15 protein-coding genes are annotated in these 20,493 nt (G+C 59.0%); 8 read left to right on the top strand and 7 right to left on the bottom strand.

Annotated elements, in window-relative coordinates:
- Positions 1–253 precede the first annotated feature (253 nt).
- From NDO48_RS03865 to NDO48_RS03845, 5 genes are all read left to right on the top strand, one after another.
- Positions 254–745: an NUDIX hydrolase gene (locus tag NDO48_RS03865; protein ID WP_026227118.1), complete on the top strand. Its 492-nt coding sequence runs from the start codon at positions 254–256 to the stop codon at positions 743–745.
- 641 nt (positions 746–1,386) lie between these two features.
- The gene (locus tag NDO48_RS03860; RefSeq protein WP_018427593.1) at positions 1,387–5,196 is read left to right on the top strand and encodes a vitamin B12-dependent ribonucleotide reductase; all 3,810 of its coding nucleotides are present in this window, start codon (positions 1,387–1,389) and stop codon (positions 5,194–5,196) included.
- 534 nt (positions 5,197–5,730) lie between these two features.
- Positions 5,731–8,124 (top strand): phosphoketolase, encoded by a 2,394-nt coding sequence (locus NDO48_RS03855; protein ID WP_018427592.1) that lies wholly within the window; start codon positions 5,731–5,733, stop codon positions 8,122–8,124.
- A 15-nt stretch (positions 8,125–8,139) separates the two neighbouring features.
- Positions 8,140–9,297, top strand: coding sequence for an acetate/propionate family kinase (locus tag NDO48_RS03850; RefSeq protein WP_267320866.1), 1,158 nt, complete (start codon positions 8,140–8,142; stop codon positions 9,295–9,297).
- 140 nt (positions 9,298–9,437) lie between these two features.
- The gene (locus NDO48_RS03845; protein ID WP_018427590.1) at positions 9,438–9,647 is read left to right on the top strand and encodes a hypothetical protein; all 210 of its coding nucleotides are present in this window, start codon (positions 9,438–9,440) and stop codon (positions 9,645–9,647) included.
- A 39-nt stretch (positions 9,648–9,686) separates the two neighbouring features.
- Here NDO48_RS03845 and NDO48_RS03840 read toward each other — a convergent pair whose 3' ends face one another.
- The gene (locus NDO48_RS03840; RefSeq protein WP_018427589.1) at positions 9,687–11,276 is read right to left on the bottom strand and encodes an MBL fold metallo-hydrolase; all 1,590 of its coding nucleotides are present in this window, start codon (positions 11,274–11,276) and stop codon (positions 9,687–9,689) included.
- 127 nt (positions 11,277–11,403) lie between these two features.
- Between NDO48_RS03840 and NDO48_RS03835 the strand changes: the two genes are divergently transcribed.
- The gene (locus NDO48_RS03835; protein ID WP_018427588.1) at positions 11,404–11,892 is read left to right on the top strand and encodes an NUDIX domain-containing protein; all 489 of its coding nucleotides are present in this window, start codon (positions 11,404–11,406) and stop codon (positions 11,890–11,892) included.
- Positions 11,893–11,927: 35 nt separating this feature from the next.
- Here the strand turns inward: NDO48_RS03835 and NDO48_RS03830 are convergent, their stop codons facing one another.
- The 3 genes from NDO48_RS03830 to NDO48_RS03820 form a co-directional block, all read right to left on the bottom strand.
- On the bottom strand, positions 11,928–12,488 hold the full coding sequence (locus tag NDO48_RS03830; RefSeq protein WP_018427587.1) for a helix-turn-helix domain-containing protein: 561 nt from the start codon (positions 12,486–12,488) through the stop codon (positions 11,928–11,930).
- A 197-nt stretch (positions 12,489–12,685) separates the two neighbouring features.
- Entirely contained in the window at positions 12,686–13,309 is a 624-nt protein-coding gene (fixJ, locus tag NDO48_RS03825; protein ID WP_018427586.1) for a response regulator FixJ, read from the bottom strand.
- On the bottom strand, positions 13,296–14,807 hold the full coding sequence (locus NDO48_RS03820) for a PAS domain S-box protein (protein ID WP_018427585.1): 1,512 nt from the start codon (positions 14,805–14,807) through the stop codon (positions 13,296–13,298). The genes fixJ and NDO48_RS03820 overlap by 14 nt, the downstream gene beginning before the upstream one ends.
- Positions 14,808–15,013: 206 nt before the next feature.
- On the opposite strand from NDO48_RS03820, the gene NDO48_RS03815 reads away from it, so the two are divergent.
- On the top strand, positions 15,014–15,661 hold the full coding sequence (locus NDO48_RS03815; protein ID WP_018427584.1) for a BON domain-containing protein: 648 nt from the start codon (positions 15,014–15,016) through the stop codon (positions 15,659–15,661).
- Between the two features lie 23 nt (positions 15,662–15,684).
- Complete coding sequence (locus NDO48_RS03810) at positions 15,685–16,668, top strand: zinc-dependent alcohol dehydrogenase family protein (RefSeq protein WP_018427583.1); 984 nt, start codon at positions 15,685–15,687, stop codon at positions 16,666–16,668.
- 6 nt (positions 16,669–16,674) lie between these two features.
- Here the strand turns inward: NDO48_RS03810 and NDO48_RS03805 are convergent, their stop codons facing one another.
- The 3 genes from NDO48_RS03805 to NDO48_RS03795 all read right to left on the bottom strand — a co-directional run bounded on the left by NDO48_RS03805 (position 16,675) and on the right by NDO48_RS03795 (position 20,342).
- Positions 16,675–17,262: an NAD(P)H-dependent oxidoreductase gene (locus NDO48_RS03805; RefSeq protein WP_018427582.1), complete on the bottom strand. Its 588-nt coding sequence runs from the start codon at positions 17,260–17,262 to the stop codon at positions 16,675–16,677.
- 14 nt (positions 17,263–17,276) lie between these two features.
- Positions 17,277–19,880 carry a magnesium-translocating P-type ATPase gene (gene mgtA, locus NDO48_RS03800; protein ID WP_267320865.1) on the bottom strand — a complete coding sequence of 868 codons (2,604 nt, stop codon included), beginning with the start codon at positions 19,878–19,880 and terminating at the stop codon, positions 17,277–17,279.
- A 75-nt stretch (positions 19,881–19,955) separates the two neighbouring features.
- Positions 19,956–20,342, bottom strand: coding sequence for a hypothetical protein (locus tag NDO48_RS03795; protein WP_026227115.1), 387 nt, complete (start codon positions 20,340–20,342; stop codon positions 19,956–19,958).
- Positions 20,343–20,493 lie beyond the last annotated feature (151 nt).

The following is a 20,493-nucleotide window of genomic DNA, read 5'->3' as shown; positions in this document are numbered from 1 at the left end:
GCGCCCTGCCCGGCAGAAACCAATCCTGAGATTGCATCGACGCTCGGCCATTAGAGCGTCGCGCGTCCTGTTCGGACGCGCATAGGACGCTCTTAAAACCTAGGTTTCGCATCGTGCTTTCCGAAAATCGGTTCGATTTTCGGGCCGATGCGCGCCGGGCGTCTGCTTATCAATCTATTTACTTTTGTTACGGAGGATTAACCGTACAATTCGTGACACGGCAACTGAGTCTTTTGACCGGGTGGGACTGCCGATGCTTATGAAGCCTGCGTATCACAACCACCTTTTCGAGCGGATTCGCCGCCTGTTCGGCGCGCCGCCTTGCCGAATACAGGTTGCCGCCCTGCCCTGGCACCGAACATCGTCAGGCATAGAGGTGATGCTGATCACCAGCCGCGACACCGGGCGCTGGGTCCTGCCCAAGGGTTGGCCCGAAACATCCGAGCGCCTGTGTGAAACCGCCGCCCGCGAGGCGAGCGAAGAGGCCGGCCTGAGCGGTTCGGTCGACACTCAGGAAGCCGGCCGCTATTTCTACGTCAAGGAACTTGCCGGCGGCGAGCAGGTCGCCTGCGAGGTGCTGGTTTATCCGCTGGAAGTACGCAAGGTCGCCGAAAAATGGAAAGAGCGACGCCAGCGCACGCGCAAGTGGGTCACACCATCAGAGGCGTCGCGCATGGTCAACGAGCCGGACCTCTGTCGCCTCATCGCCACCTTCGGTGCCACCCACGGCAAGGTCGCGGCCTGACTGCCCGCAGAAGCGGGTGCCGAGTTCGGCGATCCGGGTCATGTTCGCTGTCTGCCAGTGTCGCGCCGGCGTCGTGGTGGTGTGTCATTCTCCCCGTTATCCACACTTGTCCCACACAAGATATTGGGGTCACAAAATCTGCATAAACGACTTCTTGACGTTCACCCCCGAGTCGCTTTTTATGACTCATGCGCGCTTGTTGAGCGTGTGACCGGAAAGTTCTGAGGCCGGTCCTTTTTCCCAGCTTCGTGAGTTATCGCTCGCATTTCCACCCGCTCAGGCGGGTCGCGGAAGCGTGCGTTTTTACGGGTGCCAAGGGGTTGGCGGGTAAAAATTGGGGACTGGCGGAAATCTTCTGTTAACACTATATTTAGTGTTTGCAGGCAGCGTTGGCGCTAGATAGTGTGAGTTGTCCCTCCATGAGGGAATCGCAACCAAGTTTCAGTTCGACGGGCCCGGGACGGGTCGCAGGCTTGAGCGGAAAGTCCTTCCCAAGGAGATTTTCCAGTCCGGCAGCGGCCATCTCGGGAAAAGGCATCCGGCTGCGCGGGCAGTCGGATAAAGCGGGCTCGCGTCTTTCGCACAAGCAACGGGAATTTCCCTGCGAAAAACGCTATATATAGACAAAAGGAAATCGACCGATGCGCATCGAGCGGCGTTTCACCAAGGATGGACAATCGGCCTATGCGGAGATCGAGTTCCGCAAGGCGATCTCCGAGATCAAGAATCCGGATGGATCGATCGTCTTCCGGCTCGCCGACATCGATGTGCCCGTCCAGTTCAGCCAGGTCGCGGCCGACATCCTCGCCCAGAAGTATTTCCGCAAGGCAGGCGTTCCCGCGCGTCTGACGAAGGTCGAGGAGAACGACGTTCCCTCCTTCCTGTGGCGGTCGGTTGCCGACGAGGCCGAGCTTGCCAAGCTGCCCGAAAACGAGCGCTACGGCTCCGAGACCGACGCCCGTCAGGTCTTCGACCGTCTCGCCGGCACCTGGACCTATTGGGGCTGGAAGGGCGGCTACTTCAAGAGCGAGGCCGATGCGCTGGCCTTCCGCGACGAACTCGCCTACATGCTCGCCACCCAGCGCGTGGCCCCGAACTCGCCGCAGTGGTTCAACACCGGCCTGCACTGGGCCTATGGCATCGACGGCCCTGGCCAGGGCCACTTCTATGTCGACCCCTTCACCGGCAAGCTGACCAAGTCGAAGTCGTCCTACGAACACCCGCAGCCGCATGCCTGCTTCATCCAGTCGGTCGCCGACGACCTCGTCAACGAGGGCGGCATCATGGACCTGTGGGTGCGCGAGGCGCGCCTGTTCAAATACGGCTCGGGCACCGGCTCGAACTTCTCGCATCTGCGTGGCGAAGGTGAAAAGCTTTCGGGCGGCGGCCGTTCGTCGGGCCTGATGAGCTTCCTCAAGATCGGCGACCGCGCCGCCGGCGCCATCAAGTCGGGCGGTACCACGCGCCGTGCGGCCAAGATGGTGGTGGTCGACGCCGATCACCCCGATATCGAGGCCTATATCGACTGGAAGGTGAAGGAAGAGCAGAAGGTCGCGGCTCTCGTCACCGGCTCCAAGATCGTGCGCCAGCACCTGACCAAGATCATGGCGGCCTGCGTCAACTGCGAAGGCCAGGATGACGACTGCTTCGATCCGGCCGTCAACACCGCGCTCAAGCGCGAGATCAAGGCCGCCAAGAAGAACTCGGTGCCGGAGAACTACATCTACCGCGTCATCCAGTTCGCCAAGCAGGGCTACACCTCGATCGAGTTCAACACCTACGACACCGATTGGGATTCGGAGGCCTACCTCACGGTTTCGGGCCAGAATTCCAACAATTCGGTCTCGCTCAAGGACAACTTCCTGCGCGCCGTCGAGAATGACGCCGACTGGCACCTGACCGCCCGCAAGGACGGCAAGGTCCTGAAGACGCTCAAGGCCCGCGACCTGTGGGAGAAGATCGGCTACGCCGCCTGGGCTTCGGCCGATCCGGGCCTGCACTTCAACACCACGATGAACGACTGGCACACCTGCGCCTCCGCAGGCGCCATCCGTGCGTCGAACCCGTGCTCGGAATACATGTTCCTCGACGACACGGCCTGCAACCTCGCCTCGATCAACCTGCTGCCCTACCGTATGCAGAATGGCGAGATCGACATCGCAGCCTATGAGCACACCGCCCGTCTGTGGACCGTGGTGCTCGAAATCTCGGTCATGATGGCGCAGTTCCCGTCCAAGGAAATCGCCAAGCTCTCCTACGAGTACCGCACGCTCGGCCTCGGCTATGCCAATATCGGCGGCCTGCTGATGACCTCGGGCATTCCCTATGACTCAGAAGAGGGCCGCGCCATCTGCGGCGCACTCACCGCGATCATGACCGGCGTCGCCTATGCCACCTCGGCCGAAATGGCCTCCGAGCTCGGCGCCTTCCCTGATTACGAGCGCAACGCCCAGAACATGCTGCGCGTCATGCGCAACCATCGCCGCGCCGCCTATGGCGAGGCGGCCGGCTACGAGCAGCTGTCGGTCAACCCGGTGCCGCTGGTTGCTTCCGACCTCAAGCAACAGGCTCTGGTGACGCATGCCCGCGCTGCCTGGGACCGCGCCATCGAGCTTGGCGAAAAGCATGGCTACCGCAATGCGCAGGCGACCGTGATCGCGCCCACCGGCACGATCGGCCTCGTCATGGATTGCGACACGACCGGCATCGAACCCGATTTCGCGCTGGTCAAGTTCAAGAAGCTCGCCGGCGGCGGCTACTTCAAGATCATCAACCGCGCCGTTCCCGAAGCGTTGCGCACGCTCGGCTACACCGAGAGCCAGATCGCCGAGATCGAGGCCTACGCGGTCGGCCACGGCAATCTCAACCAGGCCTCGGGCATCAACCCTTCGACGTTGAAGGCCAAGGGCTTCACCGACGAGAAGATCGAGACGCTGAACGCAGCGCTCAAGAGCGCCTTCGACATCAAGTTCGTGTTCAACAAGTGGACGCTGGGCGAAGATTTCTGCAGGGACGTTCTGGGCTTCACCGACGCACAGCTCGACGATTTCTCGTTCGAGATGCTGCCGGCCCTTGGCTTCTCCAAGAAAGACATCGAAGCCGCCAACATCCACGTCTGCGGTGCCATGACCCTCGAGGGAGCACCATTCCTGAAAGAAGAGCACCTCCCGGTGTTCGACTGCGCCAACCCGTGCGGCAAGATCGGCAAGCGTTATCTCTCGGTCGACAGCCATATCCTGATGATGGCCGCCGCCCAGCCCTTCATCTCGGGCGCCATTTCCAAGACCATCAACATGCCCAACGAGGCGACGGTCGAGGACTGCAAGAGCGCCTACATGCTCTCGTGGAAGCTGGCGCTGAAGGCCAACGCGCTGTACCGCGACGGCTCCAAGCTGTCGCAGCCGCTGAACGCCTCATTGATCGCTGACGATGCCGACGACGAGGACGATGCGGTCGAGGCACTGGTTGCCGCGCCCGCCGCAGCCAAAGCTGTGCAGGTCACCGAAAAGATCGTCGAACGCGTCATCGAGCGGCTCTACCGCGAACGGGAAAAGCTGCCGAACCGCCGCAAGGGCTACACCCAGAAGGCTGTCGTCGGCGGTCACAAGGTCTATCTCCGCACCGGCGAATTCGACGACGGCCGCTTGGGCGAGATCTTCATCGACATGCACAAGGAAGGTGCCGCCTTCCGTGCGATGATGAACAACTTCGCCATCTCGATCTCGCTCGGCCTGCAGTACGGCGTTCCGCTCGACGAATATGTCGAGGCCTTCACCTTCACCAAGTTCGAGCCGGCCGGCATGGTCATCGGCAACGATGCCATCAAGAACGCCACCTCGATCCTCGACTATGTCTTCCGCGAACTCGCCGTTTCCTATCTCGGCCGCCACGACCTCGCCCATGTCGACCAGTCGGACTTCGACAAGACGGCACTCGGCAAGGGCATCACCGAAGGCAAGGCCCTGCCCTTCTCCAGGGGCCTGACCCGCGGCGCCCCGCTCAAGGTCGTCTCCGGCGTCATCGGCAACGACCCCAAGGGTTCGGCCACGCCTGCCTCCGCCCCTATCAAGGCCGCGCCAACCGCGTTCTCGGGCTCGAACGTGCGTGCCATCTCGACCGGTGCAACGGTGACGGCGCTGAAGTCGGTATCGTCGGAGCTGCGCGAGGAAGCCACCGCCTACAAGCGCGACTACGAGGAGCGTGCCAAGGAGCTGGCCGAAGAAATCACGATCGACGAGACGACAGAGGAAACGGTCACGACCTCACTGTTTTCCGATGCCGCAGCCAACGAGGCGGCCGAGGCCAAGAAAGTGGCAGCCGATCGCCGCGCCAAGTCGATGCTGCAGGGCTACACCGGCAACTCCTGCTCGGAGTGCCAGAACTTCACCATGGTCCGCAACGGCACCTGCGAGAAGTGCGACACCTGCGGCGCCACGAGCGGGTGCAGCTGAGAGGCTAGGCTGTTGTGGGCGGACACCCAAAGTTGTGTGCCTGAAAGCCAATGTGTCCCTGGAGCGGCGAAACGGCCGCTCCTCAACGAGAAGTAGGAGAAGCTGCGAAGAGCGTGCCGTTTGAGGAAGGACGAAGAGTTGCCTCTCGGTCCGACCTGACCTTGTCCTGACGCGTCACCGTATCTTGCTCAGCGTCAAGATAGATGGCTCATCCGACACTCAAAGTCGGCTCACCTAGATAGGTGACGAAAAAGCCTGGACATCTGCATGTCCGGGCTTTTCCTGTTTGCTTCTGTCACCTCACCAAACATGTCGTCGTTGCTCAACGTGTCGCCGTTGTTGGTCATTTGAGGCCGTTTTGGCGGCACACAGCTAAGCCATCCAGGCGTAACCAATAGCATGCGGTCACGCAGTCACCCCTCGAACAACCGGAAGAGCGCACTCCAACTCGACATACAATTGACATGGCTCAAGGCATGCTGAGTCACATTGACTACGCTCCGAAGACATTTCCACCTTGGAAAGGAACGCGGAATGCAGAGAGCCAACAAGTCACTCGCCGAAATTGACGACGCATTCGTTGGTTCCGAAGAACTCCATCTGCTTCATCGTTATTGGCAGGCGGCGAACTATCTGTCGGTTGGGCAGATTTATCTTCTGGACAACCCTCTTCTGAAGGAACCGCTGAAGCCCGAGCACATCAAGCCACGCCTGCTTGGCCACTGGGGCACCACACCCGGACTCAACTTCATCTACGCACATCTGAACCGCCTCATCAGGAACCGCGACCTCGACATGATCTATGTCTGCGGGCCAGGCCATGGCGGACCCGGAATGGTGGCCAATACATATCTTGAGGGCACTTATTCTGAGATTTACCCCGAGATCGGCCGCGACACCGACGGCATACGCGCGCTTTTCCGACAGTTTTCGTTCCCCGGCGGCATCCCCAGCCACGCTGCGCCTGAAACTCCCGGCTCCATCCACGAAGGCGGAGAGCTGGGCTATGCACTGGTTCATGCGTATGGGGCTGCCTTCGACAATCCCGATCTAGTCGTAGCCTGCGTGATAGGCGACGGCGAAGCTGAGACTGGCACGCTTGCAGCCTCATGGCACTCGAACAAGTTCTTGAGCCCCGTCCATGACGGCGCCGTCCTGCCGATCCTGCACCTCAACGGCTACAAGATCGCCAACCCGACGGTGCTTGCCCGCATCGACAAGTCCGAGTTGCATGGCCTTCTGACGGGTTACGGACACGAGCCCATCTTTGTCGAGGGTGAGGACCCTGTCGAAATGCATGGCAAGATGGCCATGGCGCTCGACACAGCATTTAACCGCATCGAGGCGATCCAGACGGCAGCAAGGCGGGAAGGTCGCGCCGAACGCCCCCGCTGGCCGATGATCGTATTGCGCAGTCCCAAGGGGTGGACTGGTCCCAAAGAGATAGACGGCAAGAAGACAGAAGGGTTCTGGCGGTCTCATCAGGTCCCGATCACTGATCCACGCCAGAACGAGGAACATCTTCGTATCCTGGAAGAATGGATGCGTAGCTATGACCCCGGCAGTCTGTTCGACGATCACGGAAGGCTTCGCAAAAAGCTTGAGGCATTGGCTCCGAAGGGGATCCGAAGGATGGGAGCCAACCCGCACGCCAACGGCGGTGGCCTTAAGCGCGACCTTGTCATGCCCGACTTCAGGTCATTTGCGGTCGATGTGCCATCACCCGGATCCGTCAACGGGGAAGCGACGCGGACAATGGGACGGATGCTCAGGGAAATCGTCGAGCTGAACGCCGAGGCTCGGAACTTCCGCATCATGGGGCCCGACGAGACCGCTTCCAATCGGCTTGATCCAGTGTTCGCATCCACCGACCGGGTGTGGATGGCCGATATCAAGCCTTATGACGAGCACCTTGCACGCGATGGGCGTGTCATGGAGGTTTTGAGCGAGAATCTCTGCCAGGGCTGGCTGGAAGGCTATCTACTGACAGGGCGGCATGGGCTGTTCTCCTGCTACGAAGCCTTCATCCACATCGTTGACTCGATGTTCAACCAGCATGCCAAATGGCTAAAGGTTTCGCGAGAATTGGCTTGGCGACAACCGATCGCTTCGCTCAACTATCTTCTGACCTCGCACGTCTGGCGGCAGGATCACAACGGCTTCAGCCATCAGGATCCGGGCTTCGTTGACCTCGTGGCCAACAAGAAGGCGGACATAGTCCGCGTCTATTTGCCCCCCGATGCCAACACCCTGCTTTGGGTGACTGACCATTGCCTGCGCACTTTTGACCGGATCAATGTGATCGTGGCTGGAAAGCAGCCGCAGCAACAATGGCTAAACATGGCCGACGCGATCGCCCACTGCCAAGCTGGAGCAGGTATCTGGCATTGGGCCGGCTCCGAAGATGACAGCGGCCCCGATGTTGTGATGGCCTGCGCCGGCGATGTGCCCACGCTAGAGACACTTGCCGCAGTGGGCCTGCTGCGGGAAGCCCTACCAGACCTGAAGATTCGTGTCGTCAACGTCGTGGATCTCATGACGTTGCAGTCGATTAGTCAGCATCCCCACGGCCTGACAGATGCGGCTTTTGACGCATTGTTCACTGCGGACCGACCGGTAGTATTCGCCTATCACGGCTACCCTTATCTGATCCACCGGTTGACCTATCGCCGCAACAACCACGAGAACATTCACGTTCGAGGCTTCCAGGAAGAAGGTACCACCACTACACCTTTCGACATGACCGTGCTCAACAAGATGGATCGCTATCATCTTGCCATCGAAGCGATCGACCGCGTGCGCAACCTCGGGCCTAAGGCTGCAGAAGCGCGGGCCTATTTCGAGAATTGTCTCTCAGTACACTGGCATTACGTCCGAGATCATGGAGAAGACATGCCTGAGGTGCGCAACTGGTCATGGCGGGGCTGAGAAAGGAAGAACCACATGGCTCTCCTGGCACTGAACGCAGGATCTTCCAGCTTGAAATTCGGGCTGTTCACGCAGTCGCCCGCTGGCCCGGAGCAGTTGTTACGCGGCGTGTTCGATGGCATCGGCGGATCTCCCCGTTTTTCGGCAAAGCACTCGTCGGGCCAAATCCTCGCCGACGGCCGACCTGTTGCCACGAGCTCAACGGTGTTGTTGCTGGAGGAACTTATCGAGTTTCTCCATCCGCACTTGGACGGCAGGGCACTGGAACTGGTCGGCCACCGCATAGTCCATGGCGGAAGCCGCTTTGTGACACCAATTCGCCTGTCGGCAGACGTGATCGACGCACTTGACGAGCTCACCCCCATCGCTCCGCTGCACCAGCCCGCGAGCCTCGCCCCCGTCAGGGCGTTGGCTGAGCTACAACCCGGCCTCGCACAGATTGGGTGTTTCGACACGGCTTTTCATTGCTCCATGCGGCCGCCCGCCACCCGCTACGCCCTTCCACGCCAGTTTGAATCAGATGGCGTGCGGCGCTATGGCTTCCACGGACTGTCGTATGAGCATATCTCCCACCACCTGGGTGAGATCTCACCTGAGCTCAGGTCGCGAAAGACGATAGTTGCCCATCTTGGCAGCGGCTGCAGTCTTTGCGCCATGATCGACGGGAAGAGCCAGGACACGACGATGGGCTTCACCGCACTGGATGGGGTGATGATGGCCACACGCTCCGGTTCGATTGATCCCGGCATCCTACTCTATCTACAAAAGGAGAAGGGGCTGGCGGTCACCGAGGTCGAGGACCTGCTATATCGTCGATCGGGCCTACTTGGCGTATCGGGCATTTCAGGTGACATGCGCGCCCTGCATTCCAGCAACGATCCGCGGGCGACCGAGGCCATCGACTTGTTCGTGTTCAGTATATCTCGGGCCATTGCGGGTCTCGCCAGTTCGATCGAAGGCATCGAGCTTCTAGTCTTCACTGGAGGGGTCGGCGAGCACGCAACTGAAATACGCCAGGCGATTTGCCGGCGACTCCAGTGGTTGGGGGTCAAACTCGATCCATCGCGCGACGGCGAGGTGATCAGCCATCCCAACAGCAAGGTGGAGGTTCGCGTGATAGCCACGAACGAGGAACTGTCCATTGCCAGACAGATGTCCAAGTTTCAGTACTGACAAGTCGGCACCCGGCGCAACCCTGCGGATCATTTGGTTTCCCACGCTGTTGACCCAAGTCAAGGCGTTGCCGTTGATGAATTCCTAAATTTGAAGTTAACCGCTGCTGCGGCTCCGAGACATTCGGACGGGGACAGCCAATGAAGTATCGCGAAGTGCAGGAACGCCTGCGTGCCGTGGGCGTAGCAATCAGCAAGCGAGGCAGTGTAATCCGGGTCAATTATTTCGGTGGCTTCGAAGGAAGCGCGCGATACACAACTGACCTGCAAGAGGCGCTGGCCCTCGGACTTGCGATGGCCAGGCCGGAGCATCTGCCCAAGATTTGGCTGTCAGTTCGACCAACCAATTAGTCCCACAGCCGAGCGTTCCAGGCCGTCTAGCTCGATGCGTCACGATCGTTCGGTTGTCAGGGCTCGGCGCAACCGACGAATGACGGCAGACCGTCCACGTTCGTCCGCCTGCTGACTGACGGCCTGGCTTACATCAAGCAGCAATTCCGATAACTCGTTGTGCCAATCAAGGCGGGCGACCTTGCCCGGCAACAGACGCTTCGGTTCGTTGAAATCAACCCTTTGTGCGCCGGCCCTACGGAGATCGAAGGCTTCGTCAAGTTGTGGTGCAATGATACGTTCCGGAGAGACGAATGCCGCCAGGCGTGCCTTCAGTCCAGACAGGCCAGTTTCTTCGCCATGGGTCAGGAATACCCCTTCATGGATAGGCAGTCGCGCCCTTACCCAATCCTCGAGCTCGCTGGCATCGGCGTGGCCCGAATACAGGTCGAGCAGTCTGATCCGAGCCTTGACCTGAAACTCCTCTCCCTGAATTCGTACTCGTTCGGCCCCGTCGAGGAGTATGCGTCCCAGCGTTCCCTGGGCCTGAAATCCGGCAAGCATCACCGTTGCGTTCCTCCGCCACAGATTCGCCTTCAGATGGTGTCGGATGCGACCTGCATCGCACATGCCGCTTGCTGCGATCACGACGTAGAACCCGCTGAGGCGATTGATCGCCTTGCTTTGCTCAACTGTTTCCGTGAAGCGAATTTCGCGAGAACTGAGGGCCTGCCTGAGCACATCGCCTTCCTGGATTTCGTCGGCATGTCGCTCGAAGATTGTGCTGGCGCGAGTGGCTAGCGGCGAATCCACGAAGACATCGGCCTTGGGAATCTGCCCCTCGCGCATCAACCAGAACAGGTCGACAAGCAACTCCTGCGTTCGTTCGACGGCAAACGATGGGATGATAAGCGGACCACTTGCCGCGAGCGCGCCTTGCACCTCTTGCAAGAGCAGGGACCTACGTCGCTGAGGGGTGATTTCTCCTCGCTCCCGATCTCCATAGGTCGATTCGCAAATCAGATAGTCGACATCCGTCGGCGCTTCCGGATCCGGCTGCAGAAGTTTGTGAGCCGGACCGACATCTCCGGAAAACAATAGTCTGAGCGGCTTGTCCGAAAAATTGATCTCAATTTCGACTGAAGCGGACCCCAACAGATGCCCGGCGTTCCAAAACCTGACCCGCACACCAGCTACGACTTCGAACCATTCTCTATATTGCCTGGCATGGAAGAGCGTCATGCACTTTGCCGCGTCTTCCGCCGTGTATATGGGTTCTACTGCCATACGACCCCGTTGGGCGTTGCGGCGATTGAGGTGCTCAACTTCCATTTCCTGGATGTGAGCGCAATCGGGCAGCATGACCGAGCAGAGATCGATCGTGGCTCGAGTGGCATGTATGGGACCGGAGAACCCGTGCTTCATCAGCTTGGGAAGCAACCCACTGTGATCGATGTGGGCATGGGTCAGCACGACCGCGTCAATCCTGCTCGGATCGAATGGAAAGTCTCCGTAATTGAGCTCCCGTTCAGATTTCGACCCTTGGAAGAGACCACAGTCGATCAGTATCCTCTGGTCCCCGACTTCAAGCTCGTAACAAGAGCCAGTCACTGCATGGGCAGCGCCATGGAAACGCAGACGTGGCACCATTTCTTGACGCTCCCGAATGTTGCTCACATGGCGTGGATCGCCGATCGAGACTGAAGTTTCCCCGAGTTTCAGCTGCGAACCTTGACCGGGGTCAATTTCGGTCTGAAACTTCTGGTCTCATTCCGAGATGGTGCGGGCGTTGGCAAGGAAGAGCGCAGGCATACTAGCGTTCAGGCGAACGCAAGGGTTCGTGGAAGTCCTGCTTGCACATCCGGGCGGGCCGTTCTGGAGCAAACGCGATCTTGGCGCCTGGTCCATGCCCAAAGGCGAGTATGCCGGCGACGAGGAATCGGAGGCAGCGGCTAGGCGAGAGTTCCAGGAAGAGACAGGCATCGAAGTGACGGGCAAGCTCATTCCGCTCGGCACCGTCCGCCAGCATAGTGGGAAGCTGGTCACCGCCTTTGCCGTGGAAGCCGACATCGATATGGCTGATTTCAAAAGCAACCTGTTTGCCATGGAGTGGCCGCCCCACAGCGGCCAAGACAAGCTCTTCCCGGAGGTGGACCGAATTGAGTGGTTCTCGTTGGACGACGCGAGCAACAAGCTCGTCGCCGGACAGCGACCATTGTTGGATTTACTGAGCCAAGCAACTGCGAGCGCAGCCTCTGCGGAATGATGCTCGGGCCAGTGACTGGGACAATGCCCAGCCATCTATTCGCACATAACCAATAGCGCCTGCATTTTGACGATTTCAACCGTTCTCAAGGACACCAGCCGCATGATGCCTTGTCCGCGCAGTCTGGTGAAAACGCGTGACACGGTTTCAAGCGACAGGCCTAGATAATCGGCAATGTCTGTCCGTGACATCGGCAGTTCAAAGCGTTCGAGCCCACCCTGACGCTCGAACATGTCCAGCAAAAAGGCGGCAACTCGCTCAGGGGCATTCTGACGGCCGAGAACGAGGAGATGCTCCTGGGCGCGCACCAGGCCGCGCAGCGCCAGAGGCAGAAGTGTTGCCGACAAATCAGCGGTTGCCGACACTCTCATGGAAAGTGTCGAGGTGGCACCGACGGCCTCCGCGAAGAAATGATGGCGACTATCCGCCTCGAATCCGAACACTTCGCCAGGCAGATGAAATGCAGAGATTTGCCTACGGCCATCAGCCAGCAGCCTATAGACTCGGACGCAACCGAACTTCACCACATAGAAGCAGCTCGCGTCGCTTCCTGGGGAGAAAATTTCGCAGCCTGCTGGATGGAATGACGCGGGCATTGGAACTCCGAATGCCGGCAGAGGCATCTGGCCCAATAGCGTGTCCCAATTAGACCCCGTGGTACTGTCGACCTTGCCCTGAGGATGCATTGCTCTCTCCCGCGGTAACCGGGAGATTCATCGCGCATGAGCCGCCGCAGAGAAATTCGGTTATGTCACTAGGGGAGAATACGTAGTCACGTGATGGTTGGGGGCTGTCAATGTTGCCCGGCACCAAGCCCCGCTTCGATGGCCATTCTCACCAGTTCGGGAAGGCTTCGCGCTTCCATCTTGGACATTACGTTCGCCCGGTGAACCTCGACGGTTCGAGGACTGATATCGAGATCGTATGCGATGGTTTTGTTCGGAAGTCCCGCCACGACCGCAACGAAGACCTCGCGCTCGCGATCGCTCAACAACGCCGCTCGAGCGCGAATGGCAGATATGTCCTCGTGAACGGCCTGCCTTCCGATGCTAGCGATGGCCCGGTCAACAGCCGAGATCAAGACATCGTCCTTGAACGGCTTTTCGATAAAATCGAAGGCTCCCGCTTTCATGGCTTCGACGGCAAGTGGAACGTCGCCATGTCCCGTAATCACTATCGCGGGAATGGTGCTGGATAGCTGGCGGAGCCGCTGCAGCAATTCGATCCCGTCTACATCGGGCATACGTAAGTCAGTCACCAAACAACCATTACGGATAGTTGGTGCCACGGATAGGAACGCTACGGCAGACTCATGCTGGCGCACAGTATACCCGGACATAGTAAGCAGGAACGCCAGTGACTTTCTCACCGGTTCCTCATCGTCGACGACGTGGACGACGCTCTCACCCTTGTCCATCGGCTGTCTCCTGTCCGAAAGCGGGCAAGGTGAAACGGAATGTCACCCCGCCATGGGCATTCTTCCGCATGTTCAGCTCCCCCCCGTGTGCCTCCACGATGCGTTTGGCAATCGAGAGGCCAATGCCCATACCGCTGGCCTTGGTCGTCACGAAGGGCTGGAACAGGCGCGCTGCAACCTCGTCGGAAATGCCAGGCCCGGTGTCGGAGACTTCAACGGCGACTTCGCCTGGCTTTCCGGAGGCCGTCCGCACAGTCAGAAGCCGCGTATCGCTGTCACGCATGGCTTCGATGCCGTTGCGCATGAGATTGGTCAGTACTTGTTGAATCTGGACTCTGTCGACCATCACCATCCCTGTTCCGGGACCGAAATCAAAAACTGATCGAACGCCTCGTTCTCTTGACCCCATCAGAGCCAAAGCACCGGCCTCTTCGACAAGCTTATGAATGTCCTCGGGCGCTTTCTCGGTCTCCCCGCGCATCACGAATTCCCGAAGATGGCGGATAATCTCTCCTGCTCGGAGTGACTGCGTCGCAATCTCTTGCAAAACTTCTGGAAGTTGGCCTGCTACTTGATCTGGGTGTTCTCGCAGCATGCGAAGAGACCCTTGCGTGTAGTTTGCAATTGTCGACAGCGGCTGATTGAGTTCGTGCGCAAGCGTTGAAGCCATTTCTCCCAGTTCGTTGAGGCGGGCGAGCCTCGCCAGCTCGCCTTGAATTTCCTGAAGCCGAGCTGCAGATTCTTCTCGTTCGGTCAAATCGCGTATGAACCCGGTGAAATAGATCTTATCGCCGGACTTCATCTCGCCCACGGCCAGAGTCATCGGAAACGTGGAACCATCCTTCCTGCGGCCGACCACCACGCGATCGACCCCAATGATGCGCTTCTCGCCAGTGGTCAGGTACCTGCGGATGAAGCCATCGTGACCGCTTCGATATGGCTCCGGCATGAGGATTCGAACATTTTGGCCCCTGACTTCCTCTTCCAAGTAGCCGAACTGCCTGACTGCTGCCGTGTTGAAGGAAACGATGGTTCCATCTCGTTCGATGACAACCGAAGCGTCGAGGACAGTGTCCAATATCGACTTGAGATGAGCTTCGCGCTCAACGAGCCTATGCTTCGTTTCTTCATTGACACTCCAGGCCCGATGCAACAGTTCCCCCATTGCCGCCAGAGCCAAGCCGACGAGGGTGAAAACCAGCAGCGCACCGACACCAGTGTTGCCCTCCAGCTTGAGCCCGCCAATGTAGAACGCGCCAATAACGGACAGGACAACTGAAACCAGCCCAGGACCCGCACCGCCTGTCATCGCAGCTATGAGGATTGCCGGGACGAAGAGTATGAAAGTGGCGCTGTCAGCCAGAAAGCCATGGAGAAGAATACGTGCCAAAAACGCGAATGCCACGACTGAACAGGCAAAAAGGTATGCTTTTCCCCCACAGTAAATAAAAGGGAACCTTACTTTGTGGAACGGTTTGGAAATGGCATCTTCGGCCATGACCACTTCCCGATGTTGCCTCACCCAGACCCGCTGGAAAGCGGTCCTTCACCCTGGTTTTCTTATACATCCATCTATCGCGAAGGGCTACGAGTTGCACTCGTGACATGGTTGCTCGCCAAAATTTGACAAGGATCAATGCAGCCGAGGGGCTCTGGCAGAGACTGGTCTTTCTGCGTTTGCGGCGACAACAAGGAGTTCGATCGATGTCTGATATCGCCCTCAGACAAGATGTCCTCGACGAATTGGATTTCGAACCCAGCATCAATGCAGCCCATATCGGAGTGTCTGTCGATCACGGTGTCGTCACTCTGACTGGGCATGTTTCGACCTATGCTCAGAAGGCTGCGGCAGAAGGAGTTGTTCGACGTGTGAAGGGGGTAAGGGGGATCGCTCAAGATATTGAAGTCCGGCCTTTCGGTGCCCACGCCACTGCTGACGACGAGATCGCGAGACGAGCGGTTACTATCCTTGCATGGAATACGACAATTCCTGAGAACGCGGTCCAAATCACGGTCCAGCACGGCTGGGTGACCCTCACAGGCAGCGTCACTTGGCAGTATCAGAAAACCGCAGCAACTGACGTGGTGCAACGCTTGGGTGGCGTGGTCGGCATCTCCAACAACATTGAAATCAGGCCGCACCTGACATCGGCCGATGTCCGCAAGAAGATCAAGTCGGCCTTGGTACGCAGTGCTGAAATCGAAGCCCAAGCGATCCAGGTTTCGATGGCCGATGGAATCGTCCGACTGGAGGGCCACGTCCGCACATGGTCGGAGCGCATGGCGGCCGAACGCGCAGCATGGTCCATCCCCGGAGTTACCCAGGTGGACGACCGAATTTCGGTGAGTTGAAGGCGTATCGGGGGCCCGCAGCAATGAAGGCCATGTTGCTTGAGCATGTGCGCCAACCGCTTCGGCTTGTTGAGAGGGCGGATCCTTCCCCCGGACCCAGGCAGATCCGCCTGCGTGTAGAAGCCTGCGCTGTATGCCGAACCGATCTTCATGTTGTGGACGGAGACCTTCCAAATCCGAAGTTGCCGTTGATTCCGGGGCACGAGATTGTCGGCATTGCTGACCTAGTCGGATCTGATCTCGACAGTTCCTTGCTCGGCCATAGGTTCGGCGTACCGTGGCTGGGTCGAACATGCGGCGACTGTCGCTATTGCAGGGCAGGCAGCGAGAACCTCTGCAATTCACCCTTATTCACAGGCTACACAGCGGACGGCGGCTTCGCGACCCATGTGTTGGCCGGCGTGGACTATGCCTTTGAACTCGATCCACGTGACAACCCGGTGGCGCAGGCCCCCCTGCTATGCGCTGGACTGATCGGATGGCGATGCTTGAAGAAGGCGGGTGATGCCAAGCGGCTGGGACTGTTTGGCTTTGGCGCGGCAGCCCACATCATTGCCCAAGTCTCCGTCTGGCAAGGGCGGCAAGTCTTTGCCTTCACCAAACCGGGCGACGTGACAGCCCAGGGATTGGCCCGCCAGCTTGGGTGTATTTGGGCGGGTAGTTCGGAAGATCAACCTCCAGCAGAACTCGACGCGGCGATCATCTTCGCCCCGGTCGGCTCGCTCGTGCCAGCGGCGCTCGCACTGGTTCGGAAAGGTGGGCGCGTCGTCTGCGGCGGCATTCATATGAGCGATATTCCGGCCATGCACTACGAACTGTTATGGGGCGAGCGTGAAGTCGTTTCAGTGGCGAACCTCACCCGCCGCGATGGCGACGAATTCTTCGCCATTTCCAAGCAGGCGAAGGTCACGGCTCGCACTACCGCCTACCTGCTTCACAAAGCCAACGACGCGCTCGACGACCTTCGGTCGGGCCGAGTCAGCGGGGCGGCCGTCCTGGTACCGTAGTGCGGGTTAATGGGCGCGCCTGCCGAGCTGTTCGATTTGGCAGATCCATTTCAATCGCCGTGCTTCTCCGGTACCCACGGGGCCGAGGAGTGTTTCATGAACGGGCTTGATCCCCACGAAATTCAGAACCCCTCGGCGCATGCCGGCGATCCCGTGGTTGAGGAACCACAGCCGATAGAAGATCGACGGCATTCCCATGGTCACCACGATCCGGGCGGATCGGCCCCGCAGCAGGGCTTTTGTCAGCATTCCCTTGTTTTCCGGGTACTGGAAGGCCACTCCTGGCCGCATCGTCTGTTCGAGGAATCCTTTGAGCAGCGCCGGCATGGTGCCGAGCCACAAGGGAAATACGAACACCAGGTGTTCAGCCCAGACGATCGCATCGGCAGCCGCTCGCAATGGTTCAGGGACAGTACCGTGCTCGAACTCTTCGGCGGTCCTCAACAGCGGGAAGTCTGTGACCGCCAGATCGATCTGACGGATCTGATGGCCCGCGCTCTCCGCCGCGGCAGCATACGCTTTCGCAAGCACGCGACAAAAGCGATCGGGGGAAGGATCCGGGTGACCAATTATGATGAGGATGCGTCGAGTCATGGAGATAACTCCGTTCACTGCGACCTGCTCGCCAATCCGCCAACAAGGGCACGCTTCGTTGGACTGTGGAGGCCAGTGTTAGAAACTCCAGAAGTCGCGAAGAACCGGACCTTCAACCATTCCGTCGTCATCACATAAGCGAGTGTGATGCAAAGCAGCCCTCCCATGGTTGTTAGCGACAACGGCACGAACCCAAACCAGACAGCCACTGGCGAATAGGACAGGCTAACCGCAACGGTGCCAACGAGTAGCGTAAGCGACACAAGCGTCCGGCTGGGCCGGCTTGACCAAGCAGGCTTGTGGGTCCGAATGACCAGAACGGTGGCAAGTTGGGTAAGCAACGATTCAGTGAACCAACCAGTCTGAAACACCGAAGCGCCGGCGTGAACCACGAACAATAGGAAGGCGAACGTTGCCGCGTCGAACAAGGAACTGACCAAACCGAAACGGATCATGAAGCGACGAATGAACGAGATGTCCCATCTCCTCGGTCGCCTGGTTTCATCTATATCGACATTGTCAGTTGCGATCGACAAAGACGGGAGGTCGGAGAGAAAGTTGTTGAGCAGTATCTGCTTCGCCAAGAGGGGAAGAAAGGGCAGGAAAAGCGACGCAATGGCCATACTGATCATGTTGCCGAAGTTCGAGCTAGTCGTGATGGCGATGTACTTCATCGTGTTGGCGAAGGTCTTTCGTCCATCGTCGATTCCCACCATGAGAATCCCAAGGTCCCGTTCGAGCAGAATGATATCGGCCGCCTCACGCGCCACATCGACGGCTTGGTCCACCGAGATGCCGACATCGGCCTGGTGGAGTGCCGGCGCGTCGTTGATGCCATCCCCTAGGTAGCCGACAATCCGGCCCCGTCTCTTGAATGCTTCGACGATCCGTTCCTTCTGGTTGGGGTCGATCTCGGCAAAAATGTCGATGTCTTCGACACGCGCGAACAGGGCTTCCTTCGTCATGTGAACCAGTTCGTCGCCGGTCAATATCGCGTCGGGGGCTAGGCCTATAGCCTTGGCAAGATGCCTGGCAACGTGTCGGTCATCGCCACTGATCATTCGAACTGATACGCCGCGCCTGGCGAGTTCCTTCAGCGCGTCAGCCGAGCTCTCCTTTGGAGGGTCGAAAAACAGCAGAAAGCCCGCGAGCGTGAGGTCCATTTCATCGCCGCGGGTGAAACCTTCAGTCTTCAGAAACTGACGGACAGCCAGGGCAATAACGCGAAAGCCCTGTTCGCTCCACGACCGAACCTGGTCATCGATATCGGCCCGACGCTGATCGGAGAGTTTTTCAGCCGTTTGTCCGTCTGTTTCAGTCCCGCACACATCCAGCATCGTCCGGACCGCACCCTTGCAGATCATCAGCGAGCCGCCTTCGACTCTGCGGACGATAACGGACAGGCGCTTGCGGGCGAAGTCGTAGGGAATCTCGTCGAGCTTAACCCCTTGCCCGCCCAGGGGCTGCTGCTCCGGGATGCCGACATTGACGATCGCTTCGTCGAGTGGATTCTTGATCCCAGTCTGGAGCGACGCGTTCAGTTTCGCCCAGGCAAGCAGCTGATCGGATGGTCGCCCACGCGAATCTACCCATCGGTCAAGCCGAATAGCTCCTTCGGTTAATGTCCCCGTCTTGTCCGTACACAGGACATCCATGCTGCCCAGGTTCTCAATTGCCTCGAGCCGTCGGACGATCACGCCATTCTTGGCCATGACCGCGGCCCCACGAGCGAGCGTAACGCTGATGATCGCAGGCAACAGTTCCGGAGTAAGGCCGACCGCCAGTGCGAGAGAAAAGAGCAGCGATTCTGCCAACGGCCTGTGGAGCAACAGGTTGACCACAAATACGACGATCACAATCGCCAGCATCACCTCGGTCATGAGGTATCCGAATCGCCGGATACCCTTGGCAAAGCCGCTTTCCTCTACCCGCCTCTCGACTGCATCGGCGATCGCTGCAAACTCTGTGGCGCTTCCTGTTGCGACGGCGAGTACGGTGGCCGTGCCGCTGCGGACGGATGTCCCTGTGAAGACAGAATTCGTCCGTTGCCCCAGTGGCGTTTCTGCCCCGACCACTCCCATGGTTTTCAGGACGGGAAAGGATTCGCCAGTCAGGACCGCCTCACTGACGTTGAAGTCGCGGGCATCGACGATGAGGCCGTCGGCAGCAATCATGTCCCCAGCGGATAACTTGAGAAGATCGCCGGGAACAACCTCATCTATGGCAACGTCGGTCTCGACACCATTGCGCAAAGCCCTGACTCTTCGAAGCAATTGACGCTTCAGGGCCAATGCGGCCTTGGACGCACCGTACTCTTGCGTGAAGCCCAGGCCGCAACTCGCCAGCAATATCAGGCAGATAATAATCGCTTCCTGCGCCTCTCCCATCAGCGACGACACGGCCGCGGCAAACATGAGTATGAGCACCAAAGGACTGCGGACTTGCCGAAGCACCAGGCGGAGCGCCTCTCCGCCCGAGCGACCTTGAATGGCGTTGATTCCGTGAAGCGCACGACTTTGGTTCGCTTGTGCGGCGGTCAAACCGCCTGGGTTCGTGCCCAGCGCGGTCATGACCTCCGCTAACGGCATCGACCAATAGGGATCACGCTGCGGATTCATCGGCTTGCCCCTTCGAGGGTACTCCAGATGTCAGAGGGAACCACTAACAGAACAGCCGGAGGGCCAACTGAGATGTCACGGCCGCTCGACCCTGGCGACCTGGTAGGTATGCATGGCTTGTTTTCGTCCGATCGAGACGTATTCGCCGACGGTGAAACGTTCGTCGTTCAGACGAAAGCCAATCTCATCGTCCCGGTCTCCGTCAGAATAGTCGAAATACCACTGCCCGCCCGGCTTTCGCCTCAGCAATCCAATGCGGTCTTCGCTCCCGTCGCCGAACTTTCGGACGCGGCAGAACGCCTGGTGCGTCTTCCAGTCGGCAGCATCAAGCCGACCTTCAGCATCGAGCGGGACAAGCAAATCGTATCCTACCTCTCGATCCCCGATGGGATGTCCCTTTTCGCGGGCCAGAAGCAACCGCACGTTCCGAAAGCCAGGTGTCAAATCTGCCAACGAAGTCATAGCGCAATCCTCTATTTGCCCTGACATAGCGCTCGATCGCGCAGGACGGCATTGATCCGCGTCAAATTGACGATGACCAGGACATGCACCCGTAAGGACGAAGACAGCCGCGCCCAGCGCCATGGCTATGAGCGTCGCCAGAAGCATGCCT

This window comes from Aminobacter sp. MET-1, assembly GCF_026521175.1.
In the GTDB taxonomy this organism is placed as follows: domain Bacteria; phylum Pseudomonadota; class Alphaproteobacteria; order Rhizobiales; family Rhizobiaceae; genus Aminobacter.
Note: the sequence above shows the minus strand (reverse complement) of the source record. Positions and strands in the feature narration are given on the sequence as shown.

Excerpts from the sequence above, each read along its gene's own strand:
- NDO48_RS03840 (WP_018427589.1), bottom strand. The coding sequence starts at position 11,276 with ATGGTGCCACGTCTGCGTTTCCATGGCGCTGCCCATGCAGTGACTGGC.
- NDO48_RS03855 (WP_018427592.1), top strand. The coding sequence starts at position 5,731 with ATGCAGAGAGCCAACAAGTCACTCGCCGAAATTGACGACGCATTCGTT.
- NDO48_RS03830 (WP_018427587.1), bottom strand. The coding sequence starts at position 12,488 with ATGCCCGCGTCATTCCATCCAGCAGGCTGCGAAATTTTCTCCCCAGGA.
- NDO48_RS03865 (WP_026227118.1), top strand. The coding sequence starts at position 254 with ATGCTTATGAAGCCTGCGTATCACAACCACCTTTTCGAGCGGATTCGC.
- NDO48_RS03815 (WP_018427584.1), top strand. The coding sequence starts at position 15,014 with ATGTCTGATATCGCCCTCAGACAAGATGTCCTCGACGAATTGGATTTC.
- NDO48_RS03820 (WP_018427585.1), bottom strand. The coding sequence starts at position 14,807 with ATGGCCGAAGATGCCATTTCCAAACCGTTCCACAAAGTAAGGTTCCCT.
- fixJ (WP_018427586.1), bottom strand. The coding sequence starts at position 13,309 with ATGGACAAGGGTGAGAGCGTCGTCCACGTCGTCGACGATGAGGAACCG.
- NDO48_RS03850 (WP_267320866.1), top strand. The coding sequence starts at position 8,140 with ATGGCTCTCCTGGCACTGAACGCAGGATCTTCCAGCTTGAAATTCGGG.
- NDO48_RS03810 (WP_018427583.1), top strand. The coding sequence starts at position 15,685 with ATGAAGGCCATGTTGCTTGAGCATGTGCGCCAACCGCTTCGGCTTGTT.
- NDO48_RS03845 (WP_018427590.1), top strand. The coding sequence starts at position 9,438 with ATGAAGTATCGCGAAGTGCAGGAACGCCTGCGTGCCGTGGGCGTAGCA.
- NDO48_RS03860 (WP_018427593.1), top strand. The coding sequence starts at position 1,387 with ATGCGCATCGAGCGGCGTTTCACCAAGGATGGACAATCGGCCTATGCG.
- NDO48_RS03805 (WP_018427582.1), bottom strand. The coding sequence starts at position 17,262 with ATGACTCGACGCATCCTCATCATAATTGGTCACCCGGATCCTTCCCCC.
- NDO48_RS03835 (WP_018427588.1), top strand. The coding sequence starts at position 11,404 with ATGGTGCGGGCGTTGGCAAGGAAGAGCGCAGGCATACTAGCGTTCAGG.
- NDO48_RS03795 (WP_026227115.1), bottom strand. The coding sequence starts at position 20,342 with ATGACTTCGTTGGCAGATTTGACACCTGGCTTTCGGAACGTGCGGTTG.
- mgtA (WP_267320865.1), bottom strand. The coding sequence starts at position 19,880 with ATGAATCCGCAGCGTGATCCCTATTGGTCGATGCCGTTAGCGGAGGTC.